Raw genomic sequence first — 24,992 nt, forward strand, 5'->3', positions numbered from 1 at the left:
ATTCAATGTTTATAAGACAGCCGTATTTCGTAACCATAAAGGTTATTTAATACGGCTTTTGTGTCTTTACTTGAAAAAGTAAATAGTCATTGTAACGGACAAAAGTAAGATTCGAGAATTACTGGAATCATACAAAAAGCTGGCATGAGCGCGGTGCAATACCGTGCGCATGCCAGCTAATTAGTTGCATAGTTAAAATTGTGGGTTCAAGGGATCACTACCTAATGATAGCAATCCGGGAGTTCTTTTTAATGGATGTTATTCAGTAAGCTGCGGCCAGCCATTTTCCCATACCAGCTGACGAATCTGCATACGAATGACTCCATTTGCGTTCGCGTCATAATAATGGTGAAGTAAATAATCTCTTCCTTTGTCAAAGATAACATCTTGTCCTCCTGGACCGTGCTGATTGCCTTCATTGGCAAGAAGAATTGTACCTCCTCCTTCTGTAAGAGGAACACCATTCTGATCATAGTAAGGACCAGCTACATTGTCTGCACGGCCTACAGCAATTTTATAAGTGCTGTCTAAACCATTGCAGCAACGGTCCCATGAAGTGAATAAGTAATAGTAGCCGTCCTTTTCATAAATAGTTGGAGCTTCAATTGGGTTATGTTCTACTCCTGGACGATTTGCGAGCGTCTGCACTTCGCCTTCTGCTTCTGTCATAGAACTTAACTTCTGCAGCTTAATACCGCTAAAGTGAGAGCCGAACGTAATCCACCATTCGCCTTTGTCTTTAAACACGTGCGGATCAATTGCGTTATAGTCAACGGTTCCTTGAGAAGAAGTGAGTACCGGACCATGATCTTCCCATGAATTAGGGTCTGCAGGCGTTTTAGAGCTTGCAACTCCGATCGCTGAGTTGTTGGTTCCGAAAGCAGAAACTGCATAGTATAAGTAAAACGTACCTTGAGATTTCACTACTTGTGGTGCCCATAGGTGGGCGGTGCCATAATCTTTTACCCATTCAGGGGATGGAATTTCTCCTACTGATTTCCATGGATTCGCCATGCTGTTGTTTGCAGTGCGAATATAAATTCCTCCAGGGTTTGATGTATTGCGAAGAATGCCGGTAGAAAATACAATGTATTGATTTCCGTCACGAATGATGGCCGGATCGTGTGCGGGGTCATCTATTTTTCCTTCCACATAATCACCAATAGCCCCCTGCATTGGAATTTTTCCCTCTGCCGGGGGATTTCCTTTTGATGATTGACCAGGAGCCGCAAGAGCACTAACAGATAAAACCAGTGACAATACAATTGCTGTGACAATAGTTATCCATTTCGTCATGTTATTCCTCCTTTTTTATAATAAAAAAATATCGTACAGATAATAGGTTAACTAACTTATACGGACGTGTCAACGCTTACATTTATAATATTCTAAATAGTACGTACAAATCTACAATTAATTTCTTAGATAGATAAAGTTGAAATTAGTGATCAAAAAGAGATAGACTAAGCGTTTATGGATTGATTTTGTATAAGAAGAGAATGTTTACTAGTGAATTAACAGTAGATATATTAGGCATGCGAAATTAAATGGGATAAATCAATACCAATCAGTTTATCCAAAGTGGAGAATCGGTTCTCGTCTTATTGAGTCAGACTCTAGTCATGGCTGAGTTTGGTGATCTGAAAAGATAAACCCGTTATTTTTATCGATGAATATGGTTTCTTAAGTAAGTTGTGATCTTGTTCCAAAGATTGCTCTGTTTAGCCAGGAAGCTTAAAATTGGACTGACGATTCAGCAATTTTTATTACTGTCAAAATATTATAACTACTCTAAATATATTTAGGTATACTAATTATTATAAGTTTTTCTCAATAAAGGAGAGGTAGCTGAACAAGTAGTGAGCAGTTTTGTCAGGTAGGAGAATAGTTAAAGTGCTATTCCTGTATTGATTGTTGTCCTGACTATGGTGAAAGTAACAACAGCTAACCAACAAAAAGAAAAGGCGGTTTTAGAATGAATACGAAAAAACGAATTCAAGCGTTGCGAGAAAAGATGGAAAGCCAAGGGATTGAAGTTTCCATTGTCATGAATTTTGAGAATCAGTATTATTTCAGTGGATTAAAAGCCCTCACGTATTCACGGCCGATTGTCCTGGTGATTGATCGACAGGAAACCGCGTTGATTATTCCGTCTTTGGAAGAAGATCACAGCAAAGAAAAAGCCGATGTCGACCGCCTGTATGTCTATCATGAAACGAAATTGCGTGCAGGGGAAGGGGGTTCGCATCTTGAACACCTGGCTGGGATCATGCGTACGTATCCAACCGGAACAAAAGTGGGGGTAGAGTTTTCATCCTTCCCTGTGAAACTTGAGCGGCTGCTGGAAGAACAAGCTTTTCAACTGGTCAACCTGGATCAGCCGATTGCGGAAATGCGTTACATAAAAGACCAAGAAGAAATTGACATGATTACCGAATCCGGCCGTTTGGTCAGTTTGGCAGTGGAAAGTTCCATTGGCAACGTCAAAGCGGGCATGACAGAAATGGAATTTGATCAGTTTGGCACCAACGCGTTGTTTACAGAGGTGGCGAGAAAACATCCCGATGCTACCTTGGATTATTTCGCGATGTCGCCTTCCGGTCTGGCGCGCACCAATATGCCGCATGTCTTTTCCAATACCCGAGTATTGGAGGAGCAAGACATCCTGATTCACAGCCGCCAAGTTGGATTGAACGGGTACCGTGCAGAATGCGAAAGAACCTTTTTTATCGGCCAGCCGACGGAACGGCAAAAGGAACTCTTTCACTTGATTCGTGAAGCGCAGCTCGTCGCGTTGGATTTCATCAAAGTAGGCGTTACAGCAAAAGAAGTGAACGAAGTGGCCCGCAAGATTTTTGAGAAAGGCGGCGTAGAAGAATACATGAATCACCGAACCGGACATGGAATTGGCATCGGTCTGCACGAAGAGCCTTCTTTGCGCTATGACAACGATCTCGTCTTGCAGGAAGGAATGGTCTTTTGTGTAGAACCCGGGCTCTACATTCCAGATGTCGGCGGTTTCAGGCATTCCGATACCGTTGTTCTGACGGAGAACGGCACAAACTTGATCACTCATTATCCAAACGATTTGGAGAGCTTGATTATTGATGATCGAGTGGGGAAGTCGAGTAAATAAAGTGTGTTGTCAAAAATAATTGGAAATTTAAAATCTCATTCCTATCCGGAGTGAGATTTTTTGATGATAAAATTTGGATAAAATTAGTAATTTATTATAATATAGTATATAATTGATTTATTAAACAAGCTAATAGTGAGACGGGGAGAGAATATGACTGAAAAAATGAAAACACGAGTTAAAAAGCTTACTTTTATTGCGGCAGCTGCATTGCTGTTCTTTATTTTCACGGCATCGCCGTCTTTGGCCGCTTCGTCATTTTCGGATGTTTCGAAAAGTTATTGGGCGCATGCTGAGATTACGGAGTTGGCGGATAAAGGCGTCATCAATGGGCATACGGACGGGACTTTCCGTCCGCATGATTCTGTGACGCGTGCACAGAGTGCCATGATGATTGTACGGGCTTTGAACATTCCAACTGCAGATCGGCCAGATCCGAATTTCAAGGATGTCACGCCTAAAACTTCAGGCTATGCGGAAATTGCAGCACTTGTTGACCTGGGCGTGTTCGCGAAAGATGAGAAATTCAATCCGACACAGCCAGCGACCCGTGCGCAAGTGGCGAAGATTCTGGTAGAGGCATTCGATCTGAAAGGATCGGGTTCAGGAATCAAGGTGTTTACAGATGTACCGGCAACTCAGTGGTATTATTCTTACGTCGATACATTGGTTCATAACGGCATTACCACCGGTACCACGAAAACAACATTCAGTCCAAATCAAAACGTTGACCGCGTACAGATGGCGGTCTTCATTTACCGCATTCAGAATGCAGAAGGTCCGACTTCACCGGGAATTCCAGCCGGAGAGTCGGCAATGATGACGGAAGTGCTGAACCTGGTCAATCAGGAACGAGCAAAAGTCGGCGCGCCTGCAGTTAAGCTGCAGAAAGGTTTACAAGATGCGGCAATGCTCAAATCGAAAGACATGGCTGACAAGAATTATTTCAGCCACCAATCCCCGACATACGGCAGTCCATTTGACTTGATTAAGTCGCGCGGCATTTCCTACACGGCTGCAGGCGAGAATATCGCTGCCGGTCAACGAAGCGCTGAAAGCGTCATGACCTCATGGATGAATAGCCCGGGCCATAAAGCGAATATCTTGAACAAGGATTATACGCATTTAGGTGTTGGCATCTATAAAGGCGGCTCGTACGGCATTTACCATACGCAATTGTTTATACGGCAATAGAAAGTGAGAACCCACTTCAGGGATGAAGTGGGTTTTTTCGTTTGCTTAGTTCCAATTGTGTGGGTGCCTGGCACCAGAAAATAATCTGCCGAAACACTGTTGCCTGATGAAAATCTGTTTTAAACTGAAGAAAGGAGGCGAACGCCATGACAAAGAAAATGTTTGCAAGCGACAATAATTCAGGGATCCACCCTGCCATTTTAGAAGCAATTGCACAGGCGAATGACGGACATGTTCCAGCCTACGGAAGCGACCTTTATACGGACGCGGCCATAAAAAAATTCAAAGAACATTTCGGAGAAGACTGCGAAGTGGCATTTGTCTTTAATGGAACGGGTGCCAATGTGACAGGACTGAAAGCGATGGTGCATTCGCATCAGGCAATTATCTGCACGGACGGCGCTCATATTAATGCCGATGAAGGCGGTGCAGCTGAAGGGTTTATTGGCAGTAAACTGCTGACGGCCCCTTCAGCGGATGGCAAACTAACTGTAAGCCAGATCGAGCAGCACTTGCACCATATCGGCAACCAGCAGCGAAGTCAGCCAAAAGCCGTGTCCATTTCCCAATGCACGGAACTCGGAACCGTTTATACGATTGATGAAATTAAAAAGATCACTCGTTTTGCCCATGACAACGGACTATATGTACATATGGACGGTGCGAGGCTGAGCAATGCAGCAGCTTATCTCGGTTGCAGTTTTGCCGAAATGACAGTGGATGCAGGGATTGACATGCTGGCGTTTGGCGGAACCAAAAACGGTTTGATGATGGGTGAAGCGGTCGTGTGTTTCAACAAAAAAGTGGCGTCCGAGATCAAATACATCCGAAAACAGGGCATGCAGCTGGGTTCTAAAATGCGCTTTATCGCTGCGCAATTCGACCGGTTATTAACAGAAAACCTGTGGCTGGATAATGCCAAGCACGCCAACCAAATGGCGCAGCTGCTTGCAGAAAGCTTGGTGAAATTCCCGGACATTTCACTTTCCCAGCCAGTCGAGTCAAACGCGGTCTTCGCGTCATTGCCAAAATCGAATATCGAACACCTTCAAAAAACCCATTCATTTGCAATATGGAATGATGAAAAAAATGAAATTCGGCTTGTCACTTCTTTCGATACCGCAAAAGAAGACATCGAAGCCTTTCTTGCGGATGTTCAGAAAAGCTTTTCCTAAATAAGTAACCTTCGGCAGTTTCCAGTTCTGCCGGGGGTTATTTTTGACTGACATGGAAATTTACCTGCAAAGCATAAAAATAATTCTATATGCTTTTGGCAATACATAATAATTACATGAAAAAGAAATGCGGTTTAAATATTTTGGAGAACGGGAAGTTTTATACAAATGACCTTGCATAAGGAGGAACTTTTATGAAGCAAAATATCGGCACGTACAACTCAATGATCCGCATTGCCGGCGGCCTGACGCTGCTTGCTTATTCGACGGCGAAGATGTCTCGTGAAGGCACGTCCGGTGCGCAGATGGGACTGGCTTTTGTCGGCGCACAGAAAGTCGCAGAAGGCATCACCTATTATTGTCCGCTTTCAGATGCACTGAATCTGGAAGGTTCGAAGTTTTTGAAATGAGAAAGACCGTCTCTGGCGAAATCCGGAGACGTTTTTTTCTGTCCATTTACTTTTCTGAAAAACCGCTTTCTTAGGAATGAAGAAACAACAGCTGGAGAGCCCCAGCTGCTGTTTTTCGGTAACACTATCAATGGCCGGTAGAAAGTTTCCGTACAAAATCATCCAACGTATCACCGTTCAAGATCATGAAGCGGGGAAGCTCATAGCGGTTGTCCTTGTCAGTACTTATGCCCCCCTCTATTGTGAATGCGCCTTTAAATCCAAGATTTTCAAGGACTGAAAGCGTGTCGGCATTGTAAGCTCCGTATGGATAAGCGAAAACATTTATCCTTTTGCCAGTAAGAGAATTGAGCGCCGCCGTCGCATCATTAATTTCGTCGTATTGTTGGTCGTAGCTCAGGTGGTCGAGAGACGGATGGGTGGCTGTATGGTTTTGGATATCGATGCCATTCTTCATGACGGTGGTGATTTCTTCTGCAGTCATGCTCCAGCTGTCGTTTACCCAATCAGAAACCGTAAACTGGGTTGCTTTTAAATCGTATTTGTCCAGGATTGGGAAGGCGTTCGGATAAAAATCGCTGGTACTGTCATCAAATGTGATCAGGATCGGTTTAGCCGGCATAGCCGCTTTTCCATCCAAAATTCTGAAGTACTGTCTGAGGGTCAATGAACGGTAGCCGTTTTCCTTCAAGTAAACCATTTGTTCCTCAAATTCTTCTACGCTGTACTGATACAGGTTATTGGGGTCGGGATTATGAGAAATAACATGATAATTCACGACGGGAATTTCAATGTCAGTTGATTTTTCAGCTGCCGATGTGTGAGTGCTGAACCCCATTAAGATCAGGGAAACAAGAAGCAGGGAAACTACCAGTAATTTTTTCATGAAAATCATCCTTTCCAAATTGAGCTTGTTTTCACTGTAAAGCGTATGGCAGGTATGGAGGTAAAACGTCTACTGCTTTGCAAGTTATTGCCCAGCCCTCCTTTTTTATTGTCGTCTGCAAATCGGTTCGGAGAAGTAAAGAAAATGCAAACTCTATCCAGTTTGTATACGCGTACATTATAACACCCTTACCAGCTTGTTTAACATTTAATATAGTGATTTTTCAGATTTTTCTGTTTACTTTATTTGTAGAGTACTTTGTTGTGCCTCTATGACCGGAAAGACTCCGTTTATTAAAGAAATAGGCAAAGACAAAATGCCATCTTCACTGAAATCAACTGATTTTGAAAAGTGTTTTCGCGTATTTATTGAGATTGGTAAATATTCATAATTGTTTGGTTCGCAGGGGCCGTTTGGGAACGGCTAGATGATGAATTCACTCTTTTCTGTCCATTTCCCTGTATGATAAAACAAAGACGAAAGGGGGAAAATTATGAATATTCATTCTGTCGAGCACGAAATGCTATGGGAAGTGAAAACAGGCGATGAACCGATTTATTCGACTCCTGTGTTTGCAGTTTTCAGCAACGGCAAGCGAGTGGTCATCTACCAATCCTGGGACTGGTACATCTATGTCCGGGAAGTGGAGACGGGTGAATTGGTTTGGAGGTACCTGTTTGGTGAGTCGAATTACGGCCGGCCGCAAGCAGCCGATGTGAACGGTGACGGGCGGATTGAAGTTTTCGGCGCATCTCATGATGGGCATGTCTATTGCCTGAACGAAGAAGGCGAGAGGGTCTGGTTCCACTCGAATCTGTATGCTCGGGAAGGAGGCGGCAAGGTCACCTGGGCAAATGAATGGGGGATAGCGGATTCCACGAAGAGCTGGGTGGAGAACTCCTTCATGCGGGTAGATGGAGACCATGCCAATCTGGTGATTACTTCCGGCAAGGGAAAAGGGCAGGTACGTAAGATAAGCGGAGTTGAAACGGATACGGTTTGGATCGAGGAAGAGTTTACAATCTGGCCTGACGAAACCTCGACTTACGAAATTCAGCCTTTTCACGAATCCGATACATATTACCAGCATGCCGGCCAGCTGATGGAAGAGCCGGACGGTTGGTATTTATACACCACCAGCTTTGACAATCAATGCGTAAAGCTTAAAGCGGACACGGGAGAATTGATGTGGCGGTTCAGTGCACTGGAGCAGAACGAACCATTTCCGACAATCGTGGATATTGATGGGGATGGCAAATTGGAATGTCTTTTCAACAGCATTGATGAATATGTGTATTGTCTGGACGCGGAAACCGGGAAGCTGAAATGGAAGAATAACGTCGGGTTCGGCGTTGATTGTTTTGGGAGCTGTGCCGATATGGACGGTGACGGCGTCTCCGAATACATCATAAATGGCCGGGGCGGAAGAACACTCTATTTAGACGGTGTAACAGGCGAGACGAAATACAAGTCTACGGACTGGTCGGTTTGGGCGACGAGTGAAACGAATTCGAGAGCGACTGTATTCGATTATGAACCGGACAAAAAAGCGGTGGTGTTCGGTGGATTAGCTGGATTTGTGTATTGTTTGGACGGCCAGGCAAATACCATTTGGCGAACCCACTTAGTTGCGAATATGAGAGGATCGACCACTATCCTGGATATCAATTCAGACGGGGAGCATGAAATTCTGGTCCCTGATATGATGGGGACCCTCACGATTCTGAACAAGCACGGAAAAGAAATCGGCCAAGTCAACATGAAAGGCGGAATCGAAGGGACGCCATTGGTCGGGGATTTGGACGGAGATGGCAAGATTGAAGTATTCCTGACGAGCCTTGACGGCTACGCGAGCATGTTCAGGTTCATTTGAGAAATCTGCATAGAAAAAATGCCACCTTCGAAATCAACTGATTTCGAAGGTGGCATTTTTGTATTATATACGATTGGCAAGGGGCCCTAAATCTTCATTCATAGGGCTGTTTACTTTCTAGCCGAAGTCTGACCTTCTTCCAGGTAAGGCATCACGACATCATGGAACGTTGTCTGATTCACAATGATCCGGTTGATGAGAAAATCATCATCGACTGGCTGGATGACTTGAGGAGCTAAAATATAGGCAGCTTCAAGTCCCTGCTCTTCTACTATACGCCTGACCGTTTTATTGGAATTGCCATAAGGATAAGCAAAACTTTTAACAGTGATGTCCAGCTCCGACTCGATTAGATCCACGCTTTTTTTCAGGTCTTCCCTAAATCTGTCCGCTTGTTCCGGTAGTAGAAAGACAGGCGTATCGTCTTCGAATCGATGCATGTCATAGGTATGCGAGCCGAAATCAGCTAAGCCGCTTTCTTTCATGTCCCGCAGTTGATCCCAGGAGGTCATCTCGAGGTTGCTGAAGTCTTCTGCTCCGACATGCCCGGCAATTAGGAACAGGGTGAAAGGAACGTCCGCTTCTTCTAAAATAGGAAAGGCGTTTTCATAAACCGAGGTGTCGACATCGTCAAATGAAATCCATACGCATTTTTCAGGAAACACATTGTCAGCTTTTGCTTGCAATAATTCTTCTTCCGTCAAAAATACCGCACCGGCTGCTTTCAATGTGTCGATTTGCTCTTTAAACTCACTTTGCAGGACGCTGTATTGCACAAGTTCTTTAGACTGCAGGATGGCTCGGGCAGATTTAATCAGCAGGGTATCGTCCAGCACCCGGTGATAATTCAATCCCATGCAACCATTTTCCAGCAACTTTTTTGGAAATGACATCGCCGGTTTATCCGATGAAATGGCCTCGATGAAAAGCTCTTTCCGTGAGATGAAAAATAGGCTGACCAATGCGATGACAGCAAACCAAATAACCAACTTTTTAATCATAACTTTTCACCTCCAAGAGGAGCAATCGGGTTTGTATCAAAAACGCTATAATCTTCCCTCTGCAGTTTCTCGATCGTCTCTATATCCAGTAATCCTAATGCTTTGAGATCTTCGTTGCAGACGGGAGCGGGATAGCTTCGTCTTTTTAATGCACCGAATTTTTTTTTATTGTATAGGCGGTTTATATAAAGCAACGCGTATGAGAGAAGGAAAACAGCAATGGCGACAATAACCAGATTGCGGATATCCTGATTGATCGTATTCAGTGAAGAATTTATGATTTTTGTCAAAGTAGTATTAAACCCAAAAGTGGCCAATAGGAAAAACAGGACCACTACCAAGCCGTATAACCAAAAAAACAAGGAAAGAACGAAATCAATGCAAGCGCGAAACCAGGACCGGTTGCCTACGATCAGGAAGCTTTTTTCTTCATACCTCGGTCTGGACTGTTCCATACAGCGTAACCTCCTTTCAGACGGGATGAAATGGATCGGGGCACGGCTGCCATGACGACGAACGTGTTAACCATCCAATAGAGGGCGGGATACCAGGCTGCCCAGAAATAGTATTTAAATACACGGTTGTATCGGGAATCGATTAAGAGTGCAACGAATAATTGAATCAGGCTGATGAACACCAGAACAAAGGAACTGAGTGTAAACCAAAGGAACATATCCTGCAGCGTGTCGGCCGTAAACAGCAATAACAGCGTGACGGAAAGCCAACAGAAAGCCCACAGGATACTGGCGCATTGCTCGAGGTAAATAGGCCAGATTCTCCGCTGTTTCCAGCTGAACAAGACTCTCCAATGGCGAAGAATGACTTCCTGGCCGCCCTGTGCCCAACGGACGCGCTGTTTCCAAAGTCCGGATAAAGTTTCCGGTACAAGCATCCAGCAGATGGCCCGGGGTTCATAACGGATATCCCAAAATCGCTTTTGGAGTTTCCAGCTGATCGCAATGTCATCCGTAATCATATCGCGGTCCCATAAGCCGACATCCACAAGCGCTTTTTTGCGGAAAGCGACCACGACTCCAGAGACAGTCATTACTTTCCCAAGCAGCCTCTGTGTCCGCTTAATCGCTCCGATGATCGAAGAATATTCGACCAGCTGCATCCGGCTAAGCAGGTTATTGCGGTTGCGGATAGCGGGATTGCCGGTCACAGCTCCAAGTCTTTCTCCACCTTTGAAGAAGTGGCGGATCAAATAATAAGGAGCGGTATCAGCAAGTAGGGCATCCGAGTCGACGCAAATAAGGTACTCGGCTCTGCTTGCGAATAAGCCGACTTGCAGAGCATTCGCTTTGCCGCGATTTTCATGCAGCTGAATGGCTCTGACAGTATCGTATTGCTCTGACAATCTTTTGATTATTTCAGCGGTCCTATCTTTCGAGCCATCGTTGATTAGAATGATTTCTTTTTTGGGATAAGAAAGTCCGGTAAGGTTGCGGACGGTTTCTTCAACGGTCTCCTCTTCGTTATAGCATGGCACCAGTATACTGATCATGGGCCAATCGACTTCCTCAATGTTTAAAGAATCAACTTTGGACTCTTTGGTTCTAAGGAAAAGGAGGGAGCCGGCCATCCAAAAAAGGGCCATCGCAAAGGGATATGCAAAAACAAATGCCGTTATGAAAATATAAGGGCCGGAAAAAAGTTGAGAAAATCCCATTAGTATACCTCCTATCTGAATTTTTTAAACATTTAAATTACGATGTCACAACTATAACCAAGGGGGTAAAAAGAGTCAATGATTTTACCGAAAAAACAGGAAACATACAGAGTGGTAAGTTTAAATACCTATTTTTAGTTATGTGAATTACATATTATTATCTTTGATATTAATATTTTATTTTAGCTGGTGGCTGCTTATGGCAACTGCCATAGAGCAAGTAGACAGTTAAAGTCTTCAGCAACCTTATTTTCCGTTTTGTAAAAATGATCGGGACATTACTTCACCATGTGCATTTCATGTATTGCTGCACGAACTTTGTCTTCTTCTGAAACCCGTTTCCAGGGAAAGTTCCAAAGTCAAAATTCCATTTGCTTAAAAAGTGGGTCGGATCTTTATTGGGTGTTTCAACTGGGACTATCCGTTGCCTGATAGGATCTGGATTTGTAGAAGCGCCGCGATAAATTTATATTTGTTAACGGGATATTAAGAAAGTTGGATGAGCTCATCGAGGACTCTCTAAAACTACAATGATCGCTGCTGTTAAGGTGGGGCACTCTGCAGTTGCAGGCAACTACTTAAGCATAGGAAATAATCCAAGCTTGAAAGTACAAATTGCATGAGGGCATTTTAATGAGTTCAGCAATACATATAATAAAAAAACGTAAATATTCTAAATAATCTTCCTTTTTGACGCAATAATGGTTTATAATCAGCTTATTGATGAAATATGATTAAAAATTATTAAATAAATAAGTTAGGTTAGGTAATAATAACTATATATATCCATGTAAATATATTCATTTTTTACGAAAACTGTGTATAAAGTCTCTTATTATGGAAAATTTAAGTACTTATAGATTCATTGAAAGATGTGAGGCAATACTTCCTCTTAATATAAAAACGATGCGATGAAGGTGATATTGAAAAAGAAGTTGAAAGCAATATAACCAATTACCGGAATTAGAGACGCCAAAAGGGAGTGTCAGCCTAATGAACATGCTACTAATCGGTAGAGTTGGCTATATCGGTTCTCAGACATCCATCGGCTTGCTGTAAGAAGGACGTCCAGTAATGATTACTGGTGACTTCTGCAGCGGTAAGCATGGAACAAATGACCATATCATGCAGCGTACAGATGGAGAAGTGGATTTTTATAAGAATGATGTAACGGATGCACAAGTGGTTGAGAAGGTTTTCAGCAGTTGTGAGGATGACTGGATAAATAGACTTGAGATGGAAGGGACGAAGGGACTCGATAAGGCATTCGGATAATGACGAACTTACCGGAGGAATTGCGACGTTATTTATAAGCTGAAAATAACTATTCTGCAGAGAGAGCCTTTTAGCTGATTTTTATTATGAATTTAAATTTATTTAATTGGATAAAGGGCAATTTCAGGATCAAAATGCAGCATTGGATTTGTGATCCAAGCAATCTAGGGAGGCAGTGGCAATGGGTATAGTAAAAGATAAGGCGTTTAAAAATAGAGGATATATGAAATATGAAAAATCTGTGAGCAAAGATATTTCCTATAATCAGATGTTTCAAGTCATGATAGAGAATGCATCTGTCAGCATGTATGTGTTAAAAGGAGAAGATTTTTTATATGTGAATCAAAAGCTTTGTGACATGACCGGTTATTCAGAAGAAGAATTCACCAGCGGAGAAGTGACAGTGAAAAAGTTGGCTCATCCAGACGACATGTCGATTGTGAAAGAGAATACCAGGAAAAGGGTGGAGAACAAAGGGGCGAGTATTCGTTGCCGGGTGAGGATGTATAGAAAGAGCGGAGAGTTGCTGCACATCGAGCTTCAATCGACCAGTTTTCTTCAAGGTGGAGCGATAATTTCATATGGTTCGGTAGTAGATGTGACCGCAGAAGTCGCCTCAAGCGTATTGCTGCAGGAAAGTGAAGAGCGGGCGAGATCTCTTTTCCACAATAATCCGGATGCTCTTTTCCATTTTGATTTATCCGGAAACTTCCTGGATGCGAACACGGGATGTGAGGAGCTGACCGGTTTCGGGAGGGATGAATTGATGGACATGTCGTTTGCCCCTCTTGTTGCCCCGGAAGATTTACAGATTGCTGTCGAATATTTTGAGGAAGCTGCAAGAGGAATTTCGAACAGCCATGAAATCACCATTATCCGGAAAGATGGGCAGCGCAGAAATATCGAAATCACTAAATTTGCTATGAATTCCGGTGGAAAAACAAGAGGCGTCTATGGCATAGCAAAAGATATTACACAAAAAGTTGAGCATAAAACGCTGATGGAAAAACTTGTTTTCTATGATTCGTTGACCAAGTTACCGAATCGCAAATTATTCGAAGATCGGCTGGAACAGGTGTTAAACCATTCAAAAGAGCAAGAAAACCGGCCAGCTGTGCTGTTTTTGGATTTGGACCGCTTTAAATTCATTAACGACTCGCTGGGTCACCACCTGGGAGACGAATTCTTAAAAATCGTTTCACACCTGTTGGAAGAAAATGTACGGGTTACAGATACAGTCGGAAGGTTTGCGGGAGACGAATTTGCGATTTTGCTGCCGAATATCACTGAAGATGAAGCTGTACTGCTGGCAAAAAGGCTCAACACGATATTGGCGCAGCCATTTGACGTCAAAGGCCATTCCGTCACCGTGTCTGCAAGCATCGGAATTGCTTTCAGCAACGGAGAAGAGGAAAACATAGACCAACTGATCAAAAAAGCGGATACTGCCATGTATTATACGAAAAAACTGGGTAAAAACAATTACACGGTCTATACCGAAGAACTGGATCAAAAAGCAGTTTACAAGCTGAGAATTGAAAAAGATTTAAAAAACGCAATCGCCAATGATGAATTTTCTCTTCACTATCAGCCGATCACCAATTTGAAGACAAAGGAAATCAATGCGGTGGAAGCGTTGATCCGTTGGAATCACCCTCTCCTGGGTATGATCCCGCCAGGCCATTTTATCCCGATTTCTGAAGAAAGCGGACAGATTGTGCCGATCGGCAAGTGGGCGCTGCAAGCAGCCTGCTTCCAAAACAAGAAATGGCAAGAGCAGGGGGTTCCGCCTTTTAAAGTTTGTGTGAACATTTCAGCCATCCAGCTGCAGCATCCCAACTTTATCAAGACAGTTAAGGAAGTGTTGGAAGAGACGGGTCTTGCTGCGGAATGGCTGGAACTCGAAGTGGCAGAGGGCATTCTCTTGGGAGACATAGTAAAATTACAGGAAAGCTTATGGGATCTGAAGAAATTAGGTGTTTCTATTTCCATCGATAATTTCGGAACCGGTTTAACCTCGCTCAGCTACTTAAGAAAGTTTTCGTTCGACCAAGTCAAGATTGATCGCAGTTTCATCAGCGACATCAGCGAGGATTCCGATCAAAAGGCCATTACCTCTACAATCATTTCACTGGCTCATAAATTTAATATGAACGTAGTTGCTGGTGGAATTGAAGACGAGGCGCAGTTGGAATTTCTACAAAGTGAAAATTGCGATAGTGGGCAAGGTTATTATATCAGCCATCCGCTGCCGGCGGAAATGCATGAGCTGGTAAAGGATTCGCAAAGAGCATGAAATTTGGCCTGTCCTTGCCTTTTGTTCACATGGTGTCCAAGTCAGATTATCCAAGGCAAATGCATGATGAAACTGCCACAATCAGGAATTCCAAAGGTGTCCAAATACGGAGTCGACATAGCTGGAGGAATTCTTGGACAGCTAGTTTGGCTGAAGCAAGGACTATAAAAATACGGTGAAACGATTGTTCAGCAAGAGCAGTGAAAATTACTGCTCTTGCTTTTTAATTGCGTTAATAAAGATCGGCCTTAGTTTTGTAATGCTGGCGACGATGCGGATTGTGTGGGTGCCTGGCACCCACACATCTTTTTTTTATGTGAGATATGTAGCAGTTCACTCATATCGCGTTTATTCTTTTTTGACAGGGGAAAAAAGATAACATCTTATAAATAATTATGGAAAATATTACAAATAAAGAAAGGGAGAAATTTTATGTTGGATATTCATCCGCTCTTATTGGTGGTTATCATTTTCAGTATCAGTCTCAGTTTTGTCACCCTGGCGACAATCAGGATGATACTGACATTGAAAGGCTATCAATATTCAGCTGCGGCGCTGTCGATTTTGGAAGTGATCATTAACATCCTGGGTCTGGGGCTGGTACTGGATAATATTGCGAATGTACAGAATTTATTGGCCTATGCGCTTGGTTTTGCATCGGGAGTTGTCGTCGGTTCCAAGATCGAAGACAAACTGAGTCTCGGATATGTGACAGCGAATATCATTTCTCAGGACAACAGCGGGAGGCTGGCTGTGCAATTGCGGGAAAAAGGCTATGGGGTGACGGACTGGGAGGCGAACGGTTTTGAAGGTAAGCGCAGTTCGATGCAGGTCCTCATGCCTAAAAAGCAAGAAGTGACTCTGTACCGGACCGTCAAAGAACTGGATCCGCATGCGTTCATTGTGGCATATGACGCCAAAACGATTTACGGCGGGTTCTGGATACGCGCCATCAAAAAACGGAATATCGCTAGGTAAATTGTGCGGGAATTGTGTGGGTGACTGGCACCCGCTGGAAGAACCGCAAAAAATAATTATTTTAGTATTTTACTATCCCTAAATGTTTCGTGCAGAGAACCCATCTCCTAGTTGATTTGCCCTTTTGTTACTGAGATTTTCTAATAAATTTTCCTGATTTCTGTTTAAAACGGTTCTGGCTGGGGAAATATTTCATATCTTGAAATAACTTAGGGGGAAAGCAGTTGGAACGTTTTTTACAGGGGATTGCTGATTTTTCAGCATGGTTATGGGGAATTCCGCTCATCGCCATGCTGTTGATATCGGGTCTTTATATGACAGTTAAACTTGGATTTTTTCAATTCCGTTATTTTGGTTACATCGTTGGACAAACGTTCGGCAGCGTCTTTAAAAAGCCGAAAGGAGAGGGAACCGTTACGCCTTTTCAGGCGTTGACGTCTGCTCTTTCTTCTACCATCGGAGCAGCCAATATTGTCGGTGTTCCAGCAGCGATCATGTTCGGTGGACCGGGAGCTATTTTTTGGATGTGGGTGATTGCGTTGATTGGCATGGCGCTCAAATTTGCTGAAAGCGTACTTGCTGTCGAGTACCGTGAGAAAAACGCCACTGGGGAGTTTGTTGGTGGGCCCATGTATTACATGACGAAAGGTTTGAACATGAAGTGGCTGGGCATTTGGTTTTCGTTCGCCTTGATGATTGAATTGATTCCAAGCATCATGGTTCAAGGGAATTCCATCGCCAATACGGTAGAATCGACCTTCCAAATTCCTTCATTGTGGACGGGGATTGCGACTGCCGTTCTTGTCTCAATTGTTGTATTCGGTGGCATCAAGCGAATCGGCAAAGTCACTGAAATTTTAGTTCCGTTTATGGCATTGGTTTATGTCGGCGGGGCCTTGTTGATTCTATTCATGAATATTAGTGCAGTTCCTGAATTCTTTATGCTGATTTTTAACAACGCATTTTCTCCTGCCCCGGTTATGGGCGGTTTTGCAGGTGCAGCCATTGTGGAAGTCATTCGTTGGGGATTTGCCCGTGGCCTTTATTCAAACGAGGCTGGACTCGGTACGGCACCGATTGCACATGCAGCTGCCATGACTGACCATCCTGTTCGTCAAGGATTCTGGGCAGTCATTGGTGTGGTCGTCGATACCTTGATCGTCTGTACGGCAACGGCTTTTGTCATTTTATCTTCAGGTGTTTGGACGGGAGAAGGCGCGATGGAAAATTCCTCGGCGTTGACGAGCCTTGCCTTTGAATCTTATTTCGGCGAACTCGGCGCTATTCTCGTTACCGTCTCATTGATTTTCTTTGTTCTCTCAACGATCCTTGTCGTTATTTTCTACGGCGCCAAGCAGGCTGAGTTCCTGTTCGGCATGAAAGCGTCTTATGGCATGCAAGTGGTTTACATCCTTGCCGTCATTTTAGGCGCGGTAGGTGCAGCAGAAGTGATCTGGGGATTCCTCGACATCATGTTGGCGGCCATCCTCATTCCGAACGTCATCGCCATCCTGCTGTTAAGCAAGAAAGTGAAAGCATTGACCACAGAGTTTTTCACGTCGGATCGGTATTATAAAAAAGATCAAAAAGAGAAAAGAAGAAACAAAGAGAAAAAAGCAGCGAGAGCGGGTTATGATTCTTAATTGTGTGGGTGCCAGGCACCCACACAATTTCTTTGAATGCTCCTCGTTTTTCATCCATAATAGAAGATAGCTAGTCACAAAGTTTGGAAAGGGTCAGGTGAATCGATGGATAGCATTATTTTTGATTTGGATGGAACGCTTTGGGATTCTCGGGAAGTTCTTGTCGAGGCTTGGAATCAGGTATTAAAGGAAAACGACGTGCAACGTGAATTGACAAAAGACGATGTCAAAAGCGTAATGGGGCTGCAGCAGCAAGAAATCGGGCAAACTTTGTTTCCGGAGTTGTCCAGTGACCAACAGCAGGACTTGTTGCGTCAGTTTTCTACAGCTGAGTGCAAACAGCTGCGGGTTCAAGGCGGGCAGTTGTTTGAAGAATTAGAGACGGTATTAAAAGAGTTGGAAAAGCACTATCAATTGTTTATCGTCAGCAATTGCCAGGAAGGCTATATCGAAAGCTTTTATGCCTACCATGAGTTGGATAAGCATTTCCGTGATTTCGAAAATCCGGGAAGAACGGGGCTGACTAAAGGCGAAAACATCCAACTGGTGATGGAGCGAAATGGTTTGAAAAACCCCGTATACGTGGGGGATACAGAAGGGGATCACAAAGCTGCGAAATCGGCAGGAGTTCCTTTTGTTTACGCCGCTTATGGTTTCGGGGAAGTTAGCGGATATGATCATTCGATCGACAAGCTTGAGGATCTCTTGGAGTTGTTTGTTAAGTAGCAGGTCAAATACCCAGGAATGGTTTTCTATTAATGAAGCATAGGCACAATAAATGCCACATCTAGAAACCCGAAAGGTTTTTGATGTGGCATTTTTTATGTTCGGCGTTTGCACCAATTCAATTCATTAAGAACTTTTAACTTGGTCTTGCTTGATGACTTTCCGCGCTGTATGCTTGGCGCCCCATTCGTGCATGGCCTCAAGGACCGGCTCGAGGCTCCGGCCATATTCGGTCATGGAATACTCGACTTTCGGCGGGACTTGGGCATAGACTTCGCGTTGGATGATGTCTTCGTCTTCCAGTTCGCGCAATTGCTTGGTCAGCATTTTTTGTGTGATGCCGGGCATTTGCCGTTTCAATTCGCTGAAGCGTTTCGTGCCTTCCTGCAACAGGTATAAAAGGATGACGGGCTTCCATTTACCGACAATGATGCCCAATGCATCGTCTACTTGGCAGTTTTCTGGTTTCTTTTCCAAGCTCATTCCCCCCCCTTGGTATCTTTTTGTATACTATACCACTTTGAAGTGCGTACTTATCAATAAATGCTTTATTGCTTATACTGATACGAGAGGCAAGAATAGAAAGGTGGATCCACTGATGGAAAAATACCGCATCAACCCGGACAACGGGATCGAATTTGGGATCTATACGCTGGGAGATCACCTCCCGAATCCCGCTACCGGAGAACGAATCTCTGTAAAAGAACGGATTCATGAGATTATTGAGTATGCCGTGCTTGCTGAACAAGCAGGCGTTGACTTTTTTAGTGTAGGCGAAAGCCATCAGGAATATTTTGCGACGCAAGCGCATGCCGTCGTACTTTCGGCCATTGCGCAGGCGACTTCAAAAATCAAGATCGCCAGTTCTTCGACCATCATCAGCACTTCAGATCCGGTTCGCGTTTACGAGAACTTTGCGACGCTTGATTTGATTTCCGATGGACGCGCAGAAATTGTCGCAGGACGTGCTTCACGTATTGGATTGTATGAGTTGCTTGGGTACAATCTCCGCAATTACGAAGAGTTATTTGAAGAGAAATTCGATCTTCTTCGGTTGATCAATGAAAACGAAATCGTCAACTGGAGCGGCGAGTTCCGTGCGCCGCTGCGCGATGCGCAGGTTCTTCCGCGTCCGGTCAATGGCTCGATGCCGATTTGGCGCGCAGTGGGCGGTACGCCAGCCAGTGCGATGAAAGCGGGATACGCAGGTGTGCCAATGTTCATGGCTCATCTAGGCGGTGCTGCGTCGCAATTCAAACGCACAGTGGACAGCTACCGGGAAGCCGCAAGAGCAGGCGGGCATAATCCGGACGAACTGCCGATCGCAACCGCAGGCTTTTTCTACGCAGCAGAAAATTCCCAGCAGGCATTAAAGGAATTATACCCTCACATTAATGAAGGTATGAAGAAAACCAATGGCGGCGGATTTCCGAAGCAGCTTTTCGCGCAAGGCGTGGACCCGCATAACATCATGAACATCGGCAGCCCGCAGCAGATCATTGAGAAAATCCTGTATCAGCATGAAGTATTCAACCACCAGCGCTACATTGCCCAGATCGACTTTGGCGGCATGCCGATGGACAACATCAAGAAAAACTTGGAATTGATCGGCACGGAAATTTTGCCGGCAATCAAAAAATACACAGCCAAAAAATGAGGAGGAAGTGGAATGAAGATTGTTGGTTTATCCGGTTCCCAAATCGGCTCCAAAACAAGAATCGCCATTGACGCAACGCTTAAGGTGATTGCAGAAAAGTACCCGGAAGTGGAAACGACCTTGATGGATCTGGCTGACTATAAGATGGAATTCAGCGACGGCCGCAATTACCTGGACTACGAAGGCGACACCGGTTATGTGACAAAGACTTTGATGGAAGCGGATGCTATCGTCATTGGCACACCGATTTTCCAGGCGTCGATACCGGCCAGTTTGAAGAACATTTTTGACTTGCTGCCGGTCAATGCTTTCCGCGACAAAGTCGTCAGCATGCTCGTAACAGCTGGGTCCGCCAAACATTATATGGTCGCCGATACCCAGTTAAAGCCGATTTTGGCTTATATGAAGGCGCAGATGGTGCAAACCTTTGTATTTATTGTAGAAGAAGATTTCTACCAGAAAGAAATCATCAACCACGATGTGCTGTTCCGCCTGGAACGTCTTGCAGAAGACACGGTGGTGTTGACGGAAACCTTTGCGAAAATTCGCGAGGAAAAAGAAGCGGCATATGATTTTTAAGAGAATTGCATAGAATGATGGAATGAGAGAGCAGCTAAATGTTTAGCTGCTCTCTTTTTTAATTTGAATATTTAGATAACTTAATCTATGATGAAAGTAGTTCTTTAAATCTAGTTAAATTAAATAATTGATTTATTTTAAATTATTAATTAGGTTAAATGAACTGTTTATTTGGAATTTGAATTACAAATATGAGCTTATCTTCTTATATGTCAAAAAGAAGTAGAGCAAAAGGAGAAATGAGGTGATGCGAAAAATAACCTTGCTGGCCATTTTGCTTATTCTCACAGCCATCGGTGTTTTGCTTTTCTGGTTGATTGTCGGGGAGGGGTTGGCCTTTTTACAGGTAGGTGTAAACAGCAAGCTGCGCGTAAGGTGAAGTATTTAGAAGAGGGAGGGGAAAAGATGCTTAGAAAGATCAGCGCTTTATGCATGGCAGTTTTGCTATTCGGCTTGTTGCTGCCGACCGCACCGCCGGTTTCCGCTGCGGTATTTGGAGACGTGAAAAATTTTAAGCAAGAAATTCAGTACCTGACAGACCGGAAAATCATCAATGGTCATCCGGATGGAACCTACAGGCCGGAAGATCCCATTTTGCGTGTACAGGCGGTCATGATGATTATGCGTGAAATGGGGCTGGAGATGGATAAGATTCCGGATCCGGGCTTTCGGGATATTAAAAAAGGCGACATGGGCTATGAAGATGTGGCCGCTGCCTCTTATTATGGCTTGATCGAAGGAAAAGGAAATCAGCAATTCGATCCGAAAGGGCATATGACACGCGGCGAAATGTCGAAAGTGCTGGCGCTTGCCTATGAACTGGCCGGCATGTACCCGACAGGCTTTAAAGATGTGACGGAAAAGCAATGGACCTATCCCTATATCTCCGCTTTGGCAGCGCATCACATCACCAACGGCTACCCCGACGGCACGTTCCGTTCCGGAGTAACGATCAACCGGGAACAATTTGCCGGATTTTTAGCCCGAATTCTGAAGCCGGAATTCAAACCCGTTTCTCCTGGCATGCCTGATTCGTTTTTGGATGAAATCATTGATGTGGAAATGCTGGATGTCGTCCAGCATCCGGAAAAGCCGGTGTTCTACATATTGGACGGGCTGACGAACAGCCTGGTGTCCTTTAATTACGAAACCTCTGAAATGACGAACGCCGGATTGCCGTACAGGGCGGAAAGCCTCGCATACGCCAACGGCAAAGTTTATGTGACGCAGCATAAAATGAACCACGAATACCATACCGGCGACCGGAAAGAAGAAGGCGCATATGCCATTTTTGATGCCGAGTCATTGGAAATGGTGAAGCTGTGGCATTTGGAAATGGACCCGTATGACATCGAAGCCAATAATGAAGGACAGGTGTTCATTTCCGGAGGTTCCAATCAACATACCAAGCTTACGAGTTATGATTCGAAAACCGGTGCCATTTTGTCTCAGCAAACGCTTTACATGGAGGCGCGCATCGCGTTGACGCCGGATCAGAAAAACTTGCTGGTCATTTCAACGGCACTTTCTCCGCGGAACGTCTCGACGTTTCCAATCTTGGGCGGTCTGCTGCAGCTAGAAATCCGTTCGCCGTACCACGGGGACTACGCGATGACGCCGGACATCGGTTTGACGCCAGACGGCAAATATATACTGAATGGGTACGGCAGCATGTTCAGCGCCAACACGATGAGGTATTTGGGCACACTGGACCGGTCGTTTACTGCATTCGCGGTGGATGTCGGTTCCGGCGAACTGCATACTTCATTTGATGCCAATTTGATTCAAACCTATGATTATCCCTCTCTGATCAGCAAGGATCAGCTTGTGACCTACGGAAAAATCAACAAGCTCTTTTACAACAAGCAAAGAGACGAGTTGGTCGCATTGACGACGGTGAGGTTTGGAAAGTCTACGTATCCTTATTTGGGGATTGAGACGATTGATGTAGGGAAATAGATAGGCGGGCCGGCAGAGGGATTCTTCTGCTGGTTTTTTTTGTGCGTGGAAAAGGGGGCATGCGGGTTGGAGATGTGAACACCCGGGTTTAGACGGTGAACACCCGGGTTGAAACAGAAAACACCCGGGTTGAAACAACGAACACCCGGGTTGAAAAAGAGATGCTTGTTTACTAAAAGAAAACCTCCAAGTGAGATATCAAGAGATCAATTTAAAAAATGAAGTCTATGTAATACTTATTTCCTGTAAATACCATCTATTTTAATACTTTTTTAACTATTATCTGTATAAAATTAGTTTTATTTGATATGATAAATGGCAATGCTAGTATCAAAATGATACAAAAATCACTAGTTGAGCAGTCTCGGGAGGCAAAGGCAATGGGCAAGGTAGAGAACGTGGATGTTGAAGATAAAAGCCTTCTGAATAATGAAGAATTTCAAGAAGAAGAAATTTCCTATAAGCAAATGTTTGAAGTGATGGTGCAAAATGCGTCTGTCAGCATGTATGTGTTAAAAGGGGATGGCTTTTCATACGTGAACCGTCATTTCCGCGAATTGAGCGGATACACGGAAGAAGAACTTATTAGTGGAAAAGTAACGATCAAAGAATTGATTCATCCGGAAGATTTGCCGGTGGTGGAACAGAACATCCAAAAAAGAATGGCAAACAAAGAAGCCACCAGCCGATACCAGGTGAGAATGTATAAAAAAGACGGAGAATTGATTTACATCGAAATCCAATCGACCAATTTTATGGTGGAGGGAAAGATGATTTTATATGGCACGGTATTTGATGTGACGGCAGAAGTCACTTCGAGTTTATTGCTGAAGGAAAGTGAAGAGCGGTCGCGTTCCCTTTTCCACAACAATCCGGATGCTATTTTCAGTTTTGATTTAGACGGAAATTTCCTCGATGCCAATCCAGGATGCGAGCAGCTGACTGGTTTTCAGAAACAGGAGCTGGTGAACATGTCGTTTGCCCCTATTATTGCCCCTATTATTGCCCCTGAAGATTTGGAAATCGCTATCGAATATTTCGGGAAAGCAACGACAGGGATTTCGAACAGCCATGAAATCTCCATTATCCGGAAAGATGGACAACGGAGAAATATTGAAATCACCAAATTCGCCATGAATTCCGGTGGAGAAATCAAAGGCGTTTACGGAATTGCCAAAGACATTACAGAGAAAATCGAACATCGGAAACTGATGGAAGAGCTGGTTTTCTATGACTCGCTGACCAAATTGCCGAATCGCAAATTGTTTGAAGACCGGTTGGCGCAAGTATTAAGACGTTCGATAGAACAAGAAAACCGGCCAACTGTGCTCTTTTTGGATTTGGACCGCTTTAAGTTTATCAATGACTCTTTGGGCCATCACATGGGAGACGAATTTTTGAAAATCGTTTCGAACCGCTTAAAGGAAAATATCCGGTTTTCAGATACAGTCGGAAGATTTGCGGGAGACGAGTTTGCGATTTTATTGCCAAGCGCTACCGAAGAAGAAGCGGTGTTGCTGGCTAAACGGCTCAATACGGTTTTGGCACAGCCATTCGACGTGATGGGCCATTCCATCGCAGTGTCTGCAAGCATCGGAATTGCTTTCAGCAGCGGGAAAGGGGAAAGCATCGACCACCTGATCCGAAAAGCGGATACGGCGATGTACTATACGAAGAAACTAGGGAAAAACAATTACACGGTTTACACCGAAGAACTGGATCAAAAGACGGTCTATAAGCTGACCATCGAAAAAGATTTGAAAGAAGCCATCACCAATAATGAATTATTCCTTCATTACCAGCCGATCAATGATTTGAAAACAAATGAAATCAATGGGATGGAAGCGCTGATCCGCTGGAATCACCCCGTACTCGGAGTCGTCCCGCCAGATCATTTCATTCCGATTTCTGAAGAAAGCGGACAGATTGTGCCGATTGGCAAATGGGTGCTGCAAAAAGCCTGTTCCCAAAACAAAGCTTGGCAGGAGCAAGGGATTCCGCCATTTAAAATTTGTGTAAACATCTCGACCATCCAGCTGCAACACCCTAATTTTGTGGATGCGGTCAAGGAAGTGCTCGAAGATACGGGTCTTGCGGCGGAGTGGCTGGAACTCGAAGTGACGGAAAGCATTCTGTTGGAAGACACCGTGACATTGCAGGAAAGCCTGTGTAACTTAAAGAAACTGGGAGTGTCCATTTCCATTGATGATTTCGGAACGGGTTACACCTCACTCAGCTATTTGAGGCAGTTTTCGTTTGACCGGGTCAAAATCGACCGCAGTTTTATCAATGACATCAGCAAGGACTACAACCGCAAAGCCATCACGTCCACCATCATTTCGCTGGCCCATAAATTAAACATGAGCGTGGTCGCCGAAGGAATTGAAGACGACACGCAATTGGCCTTTTTGAAAAGCGAAAACTGCGATAGCGGACAAGGGTATTATTTCAGTCGTCCGTTGCCGGCGGAAATGCATCAATTGGTTAGAGGAGCGCGGAAAGTTTAGTATTTAGGGGACGATTCCGGTTGAA

At 44.3% G+C, this 24,992-nt stretch carries 21 protein-coding genes; 15 read left to right on the plus strand and 6 right to left on the minus strand.

Features of this window, described 5'->3' with window-relative positions:
- Nucleotides 1-258 precede the first annotated feature (258 nt).
- Nucleotides 259-1,296, minus strand: a complete 1,038-nt coding sequence (locus FQV26_RS04395; RefSeq protein WP_146556147.1) for an arabinan endo-1,5-alpha-L-arabinosidase — start codon at nt 1,294-1,296, stop codon at nt 259-261.
- 679 nt (nt 1,297-1,975) lie between these two features.
- On the opposite strand from FQV26_RS04395, the gene FQV26_RS04400 reads away from it, so the two are divergent.
- From FQV26_RS04400 to FQV26_RS04415, 4 genes are all read left to right on the plus strand, one after another.
- On the plus strand, nt 1,976-3,136 hold the full coding sequence (locus tag FQV26_RS04400) for a M24 family metallopeptidase (protein ID WP_146556148.1): 1,161 nt from the start codon (nt 1,976-1,978) through the stop codon (nt 3,134-3,136).
- Between the two features lie 153 nt (nt 3,137-3,289).
- A complete protein-coding gene (locus FQV26_RS04405; RefSeq protein ID WP_146556149.1) occupies nt 3,290-4,330 on the plus strand; it encodes an S-layer homology domain-containing protein in 1,041 nt (346 codons plus the stop codon).
- A gap of 146 nt (nt 4,331-4,476) precedes the next feature.
- Complete coding sequence (locus tag FQV26_RS04410) at nt 4,477-5,505, plus strand: threonine aldolase family protein (RefSeq protein ID WP_146556150.1); 1,029 nt, start codon at nt 4,477-4,479, stop codon at nt 5,503-5,505.
- Nucleotides 5,506-5,699: 194 nt separating this feature from the next.
- A complete protein-coding gene (locus tag FQV26_RS04415) occupies nt 5,700-5,915 on the plus strand; it encodes a YgaP family membrane protein (RefSeq protein WP_146556151.1) in 216 nt (71 codons plus the stop codon).
- A 127-nt stretch (nt 5,916-6,042) separates the two neighbouring features.
- On the opposite strand, the gene FQV26_RS04420 is transcribed toward FQV26_RS04415, so the two are convergent.
- Nucleotides 6,043-6,801, minus strand: coding sequence for a polysaccharide deacetylase family protein (locus FQV26_RS04420; RefSeq protein ID WP_186759615.1), 759 nt, complete (start codon nt 6,799-6,801; stop codon nt 6,043-6,045).
- 493 nt (nt 6,802-7,294) lie between these two features.
- Here FQV26_RS04420 and FQV26_RS04425 point away from each other — a divergent pair, with 493 nt between their 5' ends.
- The gene (locus FQV26_RS04425) at nt 7,295-8,674 is read left to right on the plus strand and encodes an outer membrane protein assembly factor BamB family protein (RefSeq protein WP_146556153.1); all 1,380 of its coding nucleotides are present in this window, start codon (nt 7,295-7,297) and stop codon (nt 8,672-8,674) included.
- Between the two features lie 110 nt (nt 8,675-8,784).
- Here FQV26_RS04425 and FQV26_RS04430 read toward each other — a convergent pair whose 3' ends face one another.
- Genes FQV26_RS04430 through pgaC form a run of 3 tightly spaced genes read right to left on the minus strand, consistent with a single transcriptional unit; the run spans nt 8,785 to nt 11,347 of the window.
- A complete protein-coding gene (locus tag FQV26_RS04430) occupies nt 8,785-9,675 on the minus strand; it encodes a polysaccharide deacetylase family protein (protein ID WP_146556154.1) in 891 nt (296 codons plus the stop codon).
- Entirely contained in the window at nt 9,672-10,130 is a 459-nt protein-coding gene (locus FQV26_RS04435; protein WP_146556155.1) for a hypothetical protein, read from the minus strand. Before FQV26_RS04435 ends, FQV26_RS04430 begins: the two co-directional genes overlap by 4 nt.
- A complete protein-coding gene (pgaC, locus tag FQV26_RS04440) occupies nt 10,088-11,347 on the minus strand; it encodes a poly-beta-1,6-N-acetyl-D-glucosamine synthase (protein WP_146556156.1) in 1,260 nt (419 codons plus the stop codon). The genes FQV26_RS04435 and pgaC overlap by 43 nt, the downstream gene beginning before the upstream one ends.
- A 1,074-nt stretch (nt 11,348-12,421) precedes the next feature.
- On the opposite strand from pgaC, the gene FQV26_RS04445 reads away from it, so the two are divergent.
- The 5 genes from FQV26_RS04445 (at nt 12,422) to FQV26_RS04465 (ending at nt 18,265) form a co-directional block, all read left to right on the plus strand.
- A complete protein-coding gene (locus FQV26_RS04445) occupies nt 12,422-12,622 on the plus strand; it encodes a hypothetical protein (protein WP_146556157.1) in 201 nt (66 codons plus the stop codon).
- Nucleotides 12,623-12,803: 181 nt separating this feature from the next.
- The gene (locus FQV26_RS04450) at nt 12,804-14,918 is read left to right on the plus strand and encodes a bifunctional diguanylate cyclase/phosphodiesterase (RefSeq protein ID WP_261384260.1); all 2,115 of its coding nucleotides are present in this window, start codon (nt 12,804-12,806) and stop codon (nt 14,916-14,918) included.
- Between the two features lie 432 nt (nt 14,919-15,350).
- Nucleotides 15,351-15,896: a DUF2179 domain-containing protein gene (locus FQV26_RS04455; RefSeq protein ID WP_146556158.1), complete on the plus strand. Its 546-nt coding sequence runs from the start codon at nt 15,351-15,353 to the stop codon at nt 15,894-15,896.
- A gap of 224 nt (nt 15,897-16,120) precedes the next feature.
- Complete coding sequence (locus FQV26_RS04460; RefSeq protein WP_146556159.1) at nt 16,121-17,539, plus strand: alanine/glycine:cation symporter family protein; 1,419 nt, start codon at nt 16,121-16,123, stop codon at nt 17,537-17,539.
- A 105-nt stretch (nt 17,540-17,644) separates the two neighbouring features.
- On the plus strand, nt 17,645-18,265 hold the full coding sequence (locus FQV26_RS04465) for an HAD family hydrolase (protein ID WP_146556160.1): 621 nt from the start codon (nt 17,645-17,647) through the stop codon (nt 18,263-18,265).
- A 126-nt stretch (nt 18,266-18,391) separates the two neighbouring features.
- Here FQV26_RS04465 and FQV26_RS04470 read toward each other — a convergent pair whose 3' ends face one another.
- Nucleotides 18,392-18,742, minus strand: a complete 351-nt coding sequence (locus tag FQV26_RS04470; protein ID WP_146556161.1) for a winged helix-turn-helix transcriptional regulator — start codon at nt 18,740-18,742, stop codon at nt 18,392-18,394.
- Nucleotides 18,743-18,863: 121 nt separating this feature from the next.
- Between FQV26_RS04470 and FQV26_RS04475 the strand changes: the two genes are divergently transcribed.
- The 5 genes from FQV26_RS04475 to FQV26_RS04490 all read left to right on the plus strand — a co-directional run bounded on the left by FQV26_RS04475 (nt 18,864) and on the right by FQV26_RS04490 (nt 24,967).
- Nucleotides 18,864-19,922 carry an LLM class flavin-dependent oxidoreductase gene (locus FQV26_RS04475; protein ID WP_146556162.1) on the plus strand — a complete coding sequence of 353 codons (1,059 nt, stop codon included), beginning with the start codon at nt 18,864-18,866 and terminating at the stop codon, nt 19,920-19,922.
- A 12-nt stretch (nt 19,923-19,934) separates the two neighbouring features.
- Nucleotides 19,935-20,501 (plus strand): NADPH-dependent FMN reductase, encoded by a 567-nt coding sequence (locus FQV26_RS04480; RefSeq protein ID WP_146556163.1) that lies wholly within the window; start codon nt 19,935-19,937, stop codon nt 20,499-20,501.
- A gap of 244 nt (nt 20,502-20,745) precedes the next feature.
- Nucleotides 20,746-20,880, plus strand: coding sequence for a hypothetical protein (locus tag FQV26_RS18970; protein WP_261384261.1), 135 nt, complete (start codon nt 20,746-20,748; stop codon nt 20,878-20,880).
- 26 nt (nt 20,881-20,906) lie between these two features.
- The gene (locus tag FQV26_RS04485) at nt 20,907-22,460 is read left to right on the plus strand and encodes an S-layer homology domain-containing protein (RefSeq protein ID WP_146556164.1); all 1,554 of its coding nucleotides are present in this window, start codon (nt 20,907-20,909) and stop codon (nt 22,458-22,460) included.
- Between the two features lie 380 nt (nt 22,461-22,840).
- Complete coding sequence (locus tag FQV26_RS04490) at nt 22,841-24,967, plus strand: bifunctional diguanylate cyclase/phosphodiesterase (RefSeq protein ID WP_146556165.1); 2,127 nt, start codon at nt 22,841-22,843, stop codon at nt 24,965-24,967.
- Nucleotides 24,968-24,992 lie beyond the last annotated feature (25 nt).

Origin of the sequence: Planococcus sp. CPCC 101016, assembly GCF_007859295.1 — a bacterium.
Lineage (GTDB): Bacteria > Bacillota > Bacilli > Bacillales_A > Planococcaceae > Planococcus.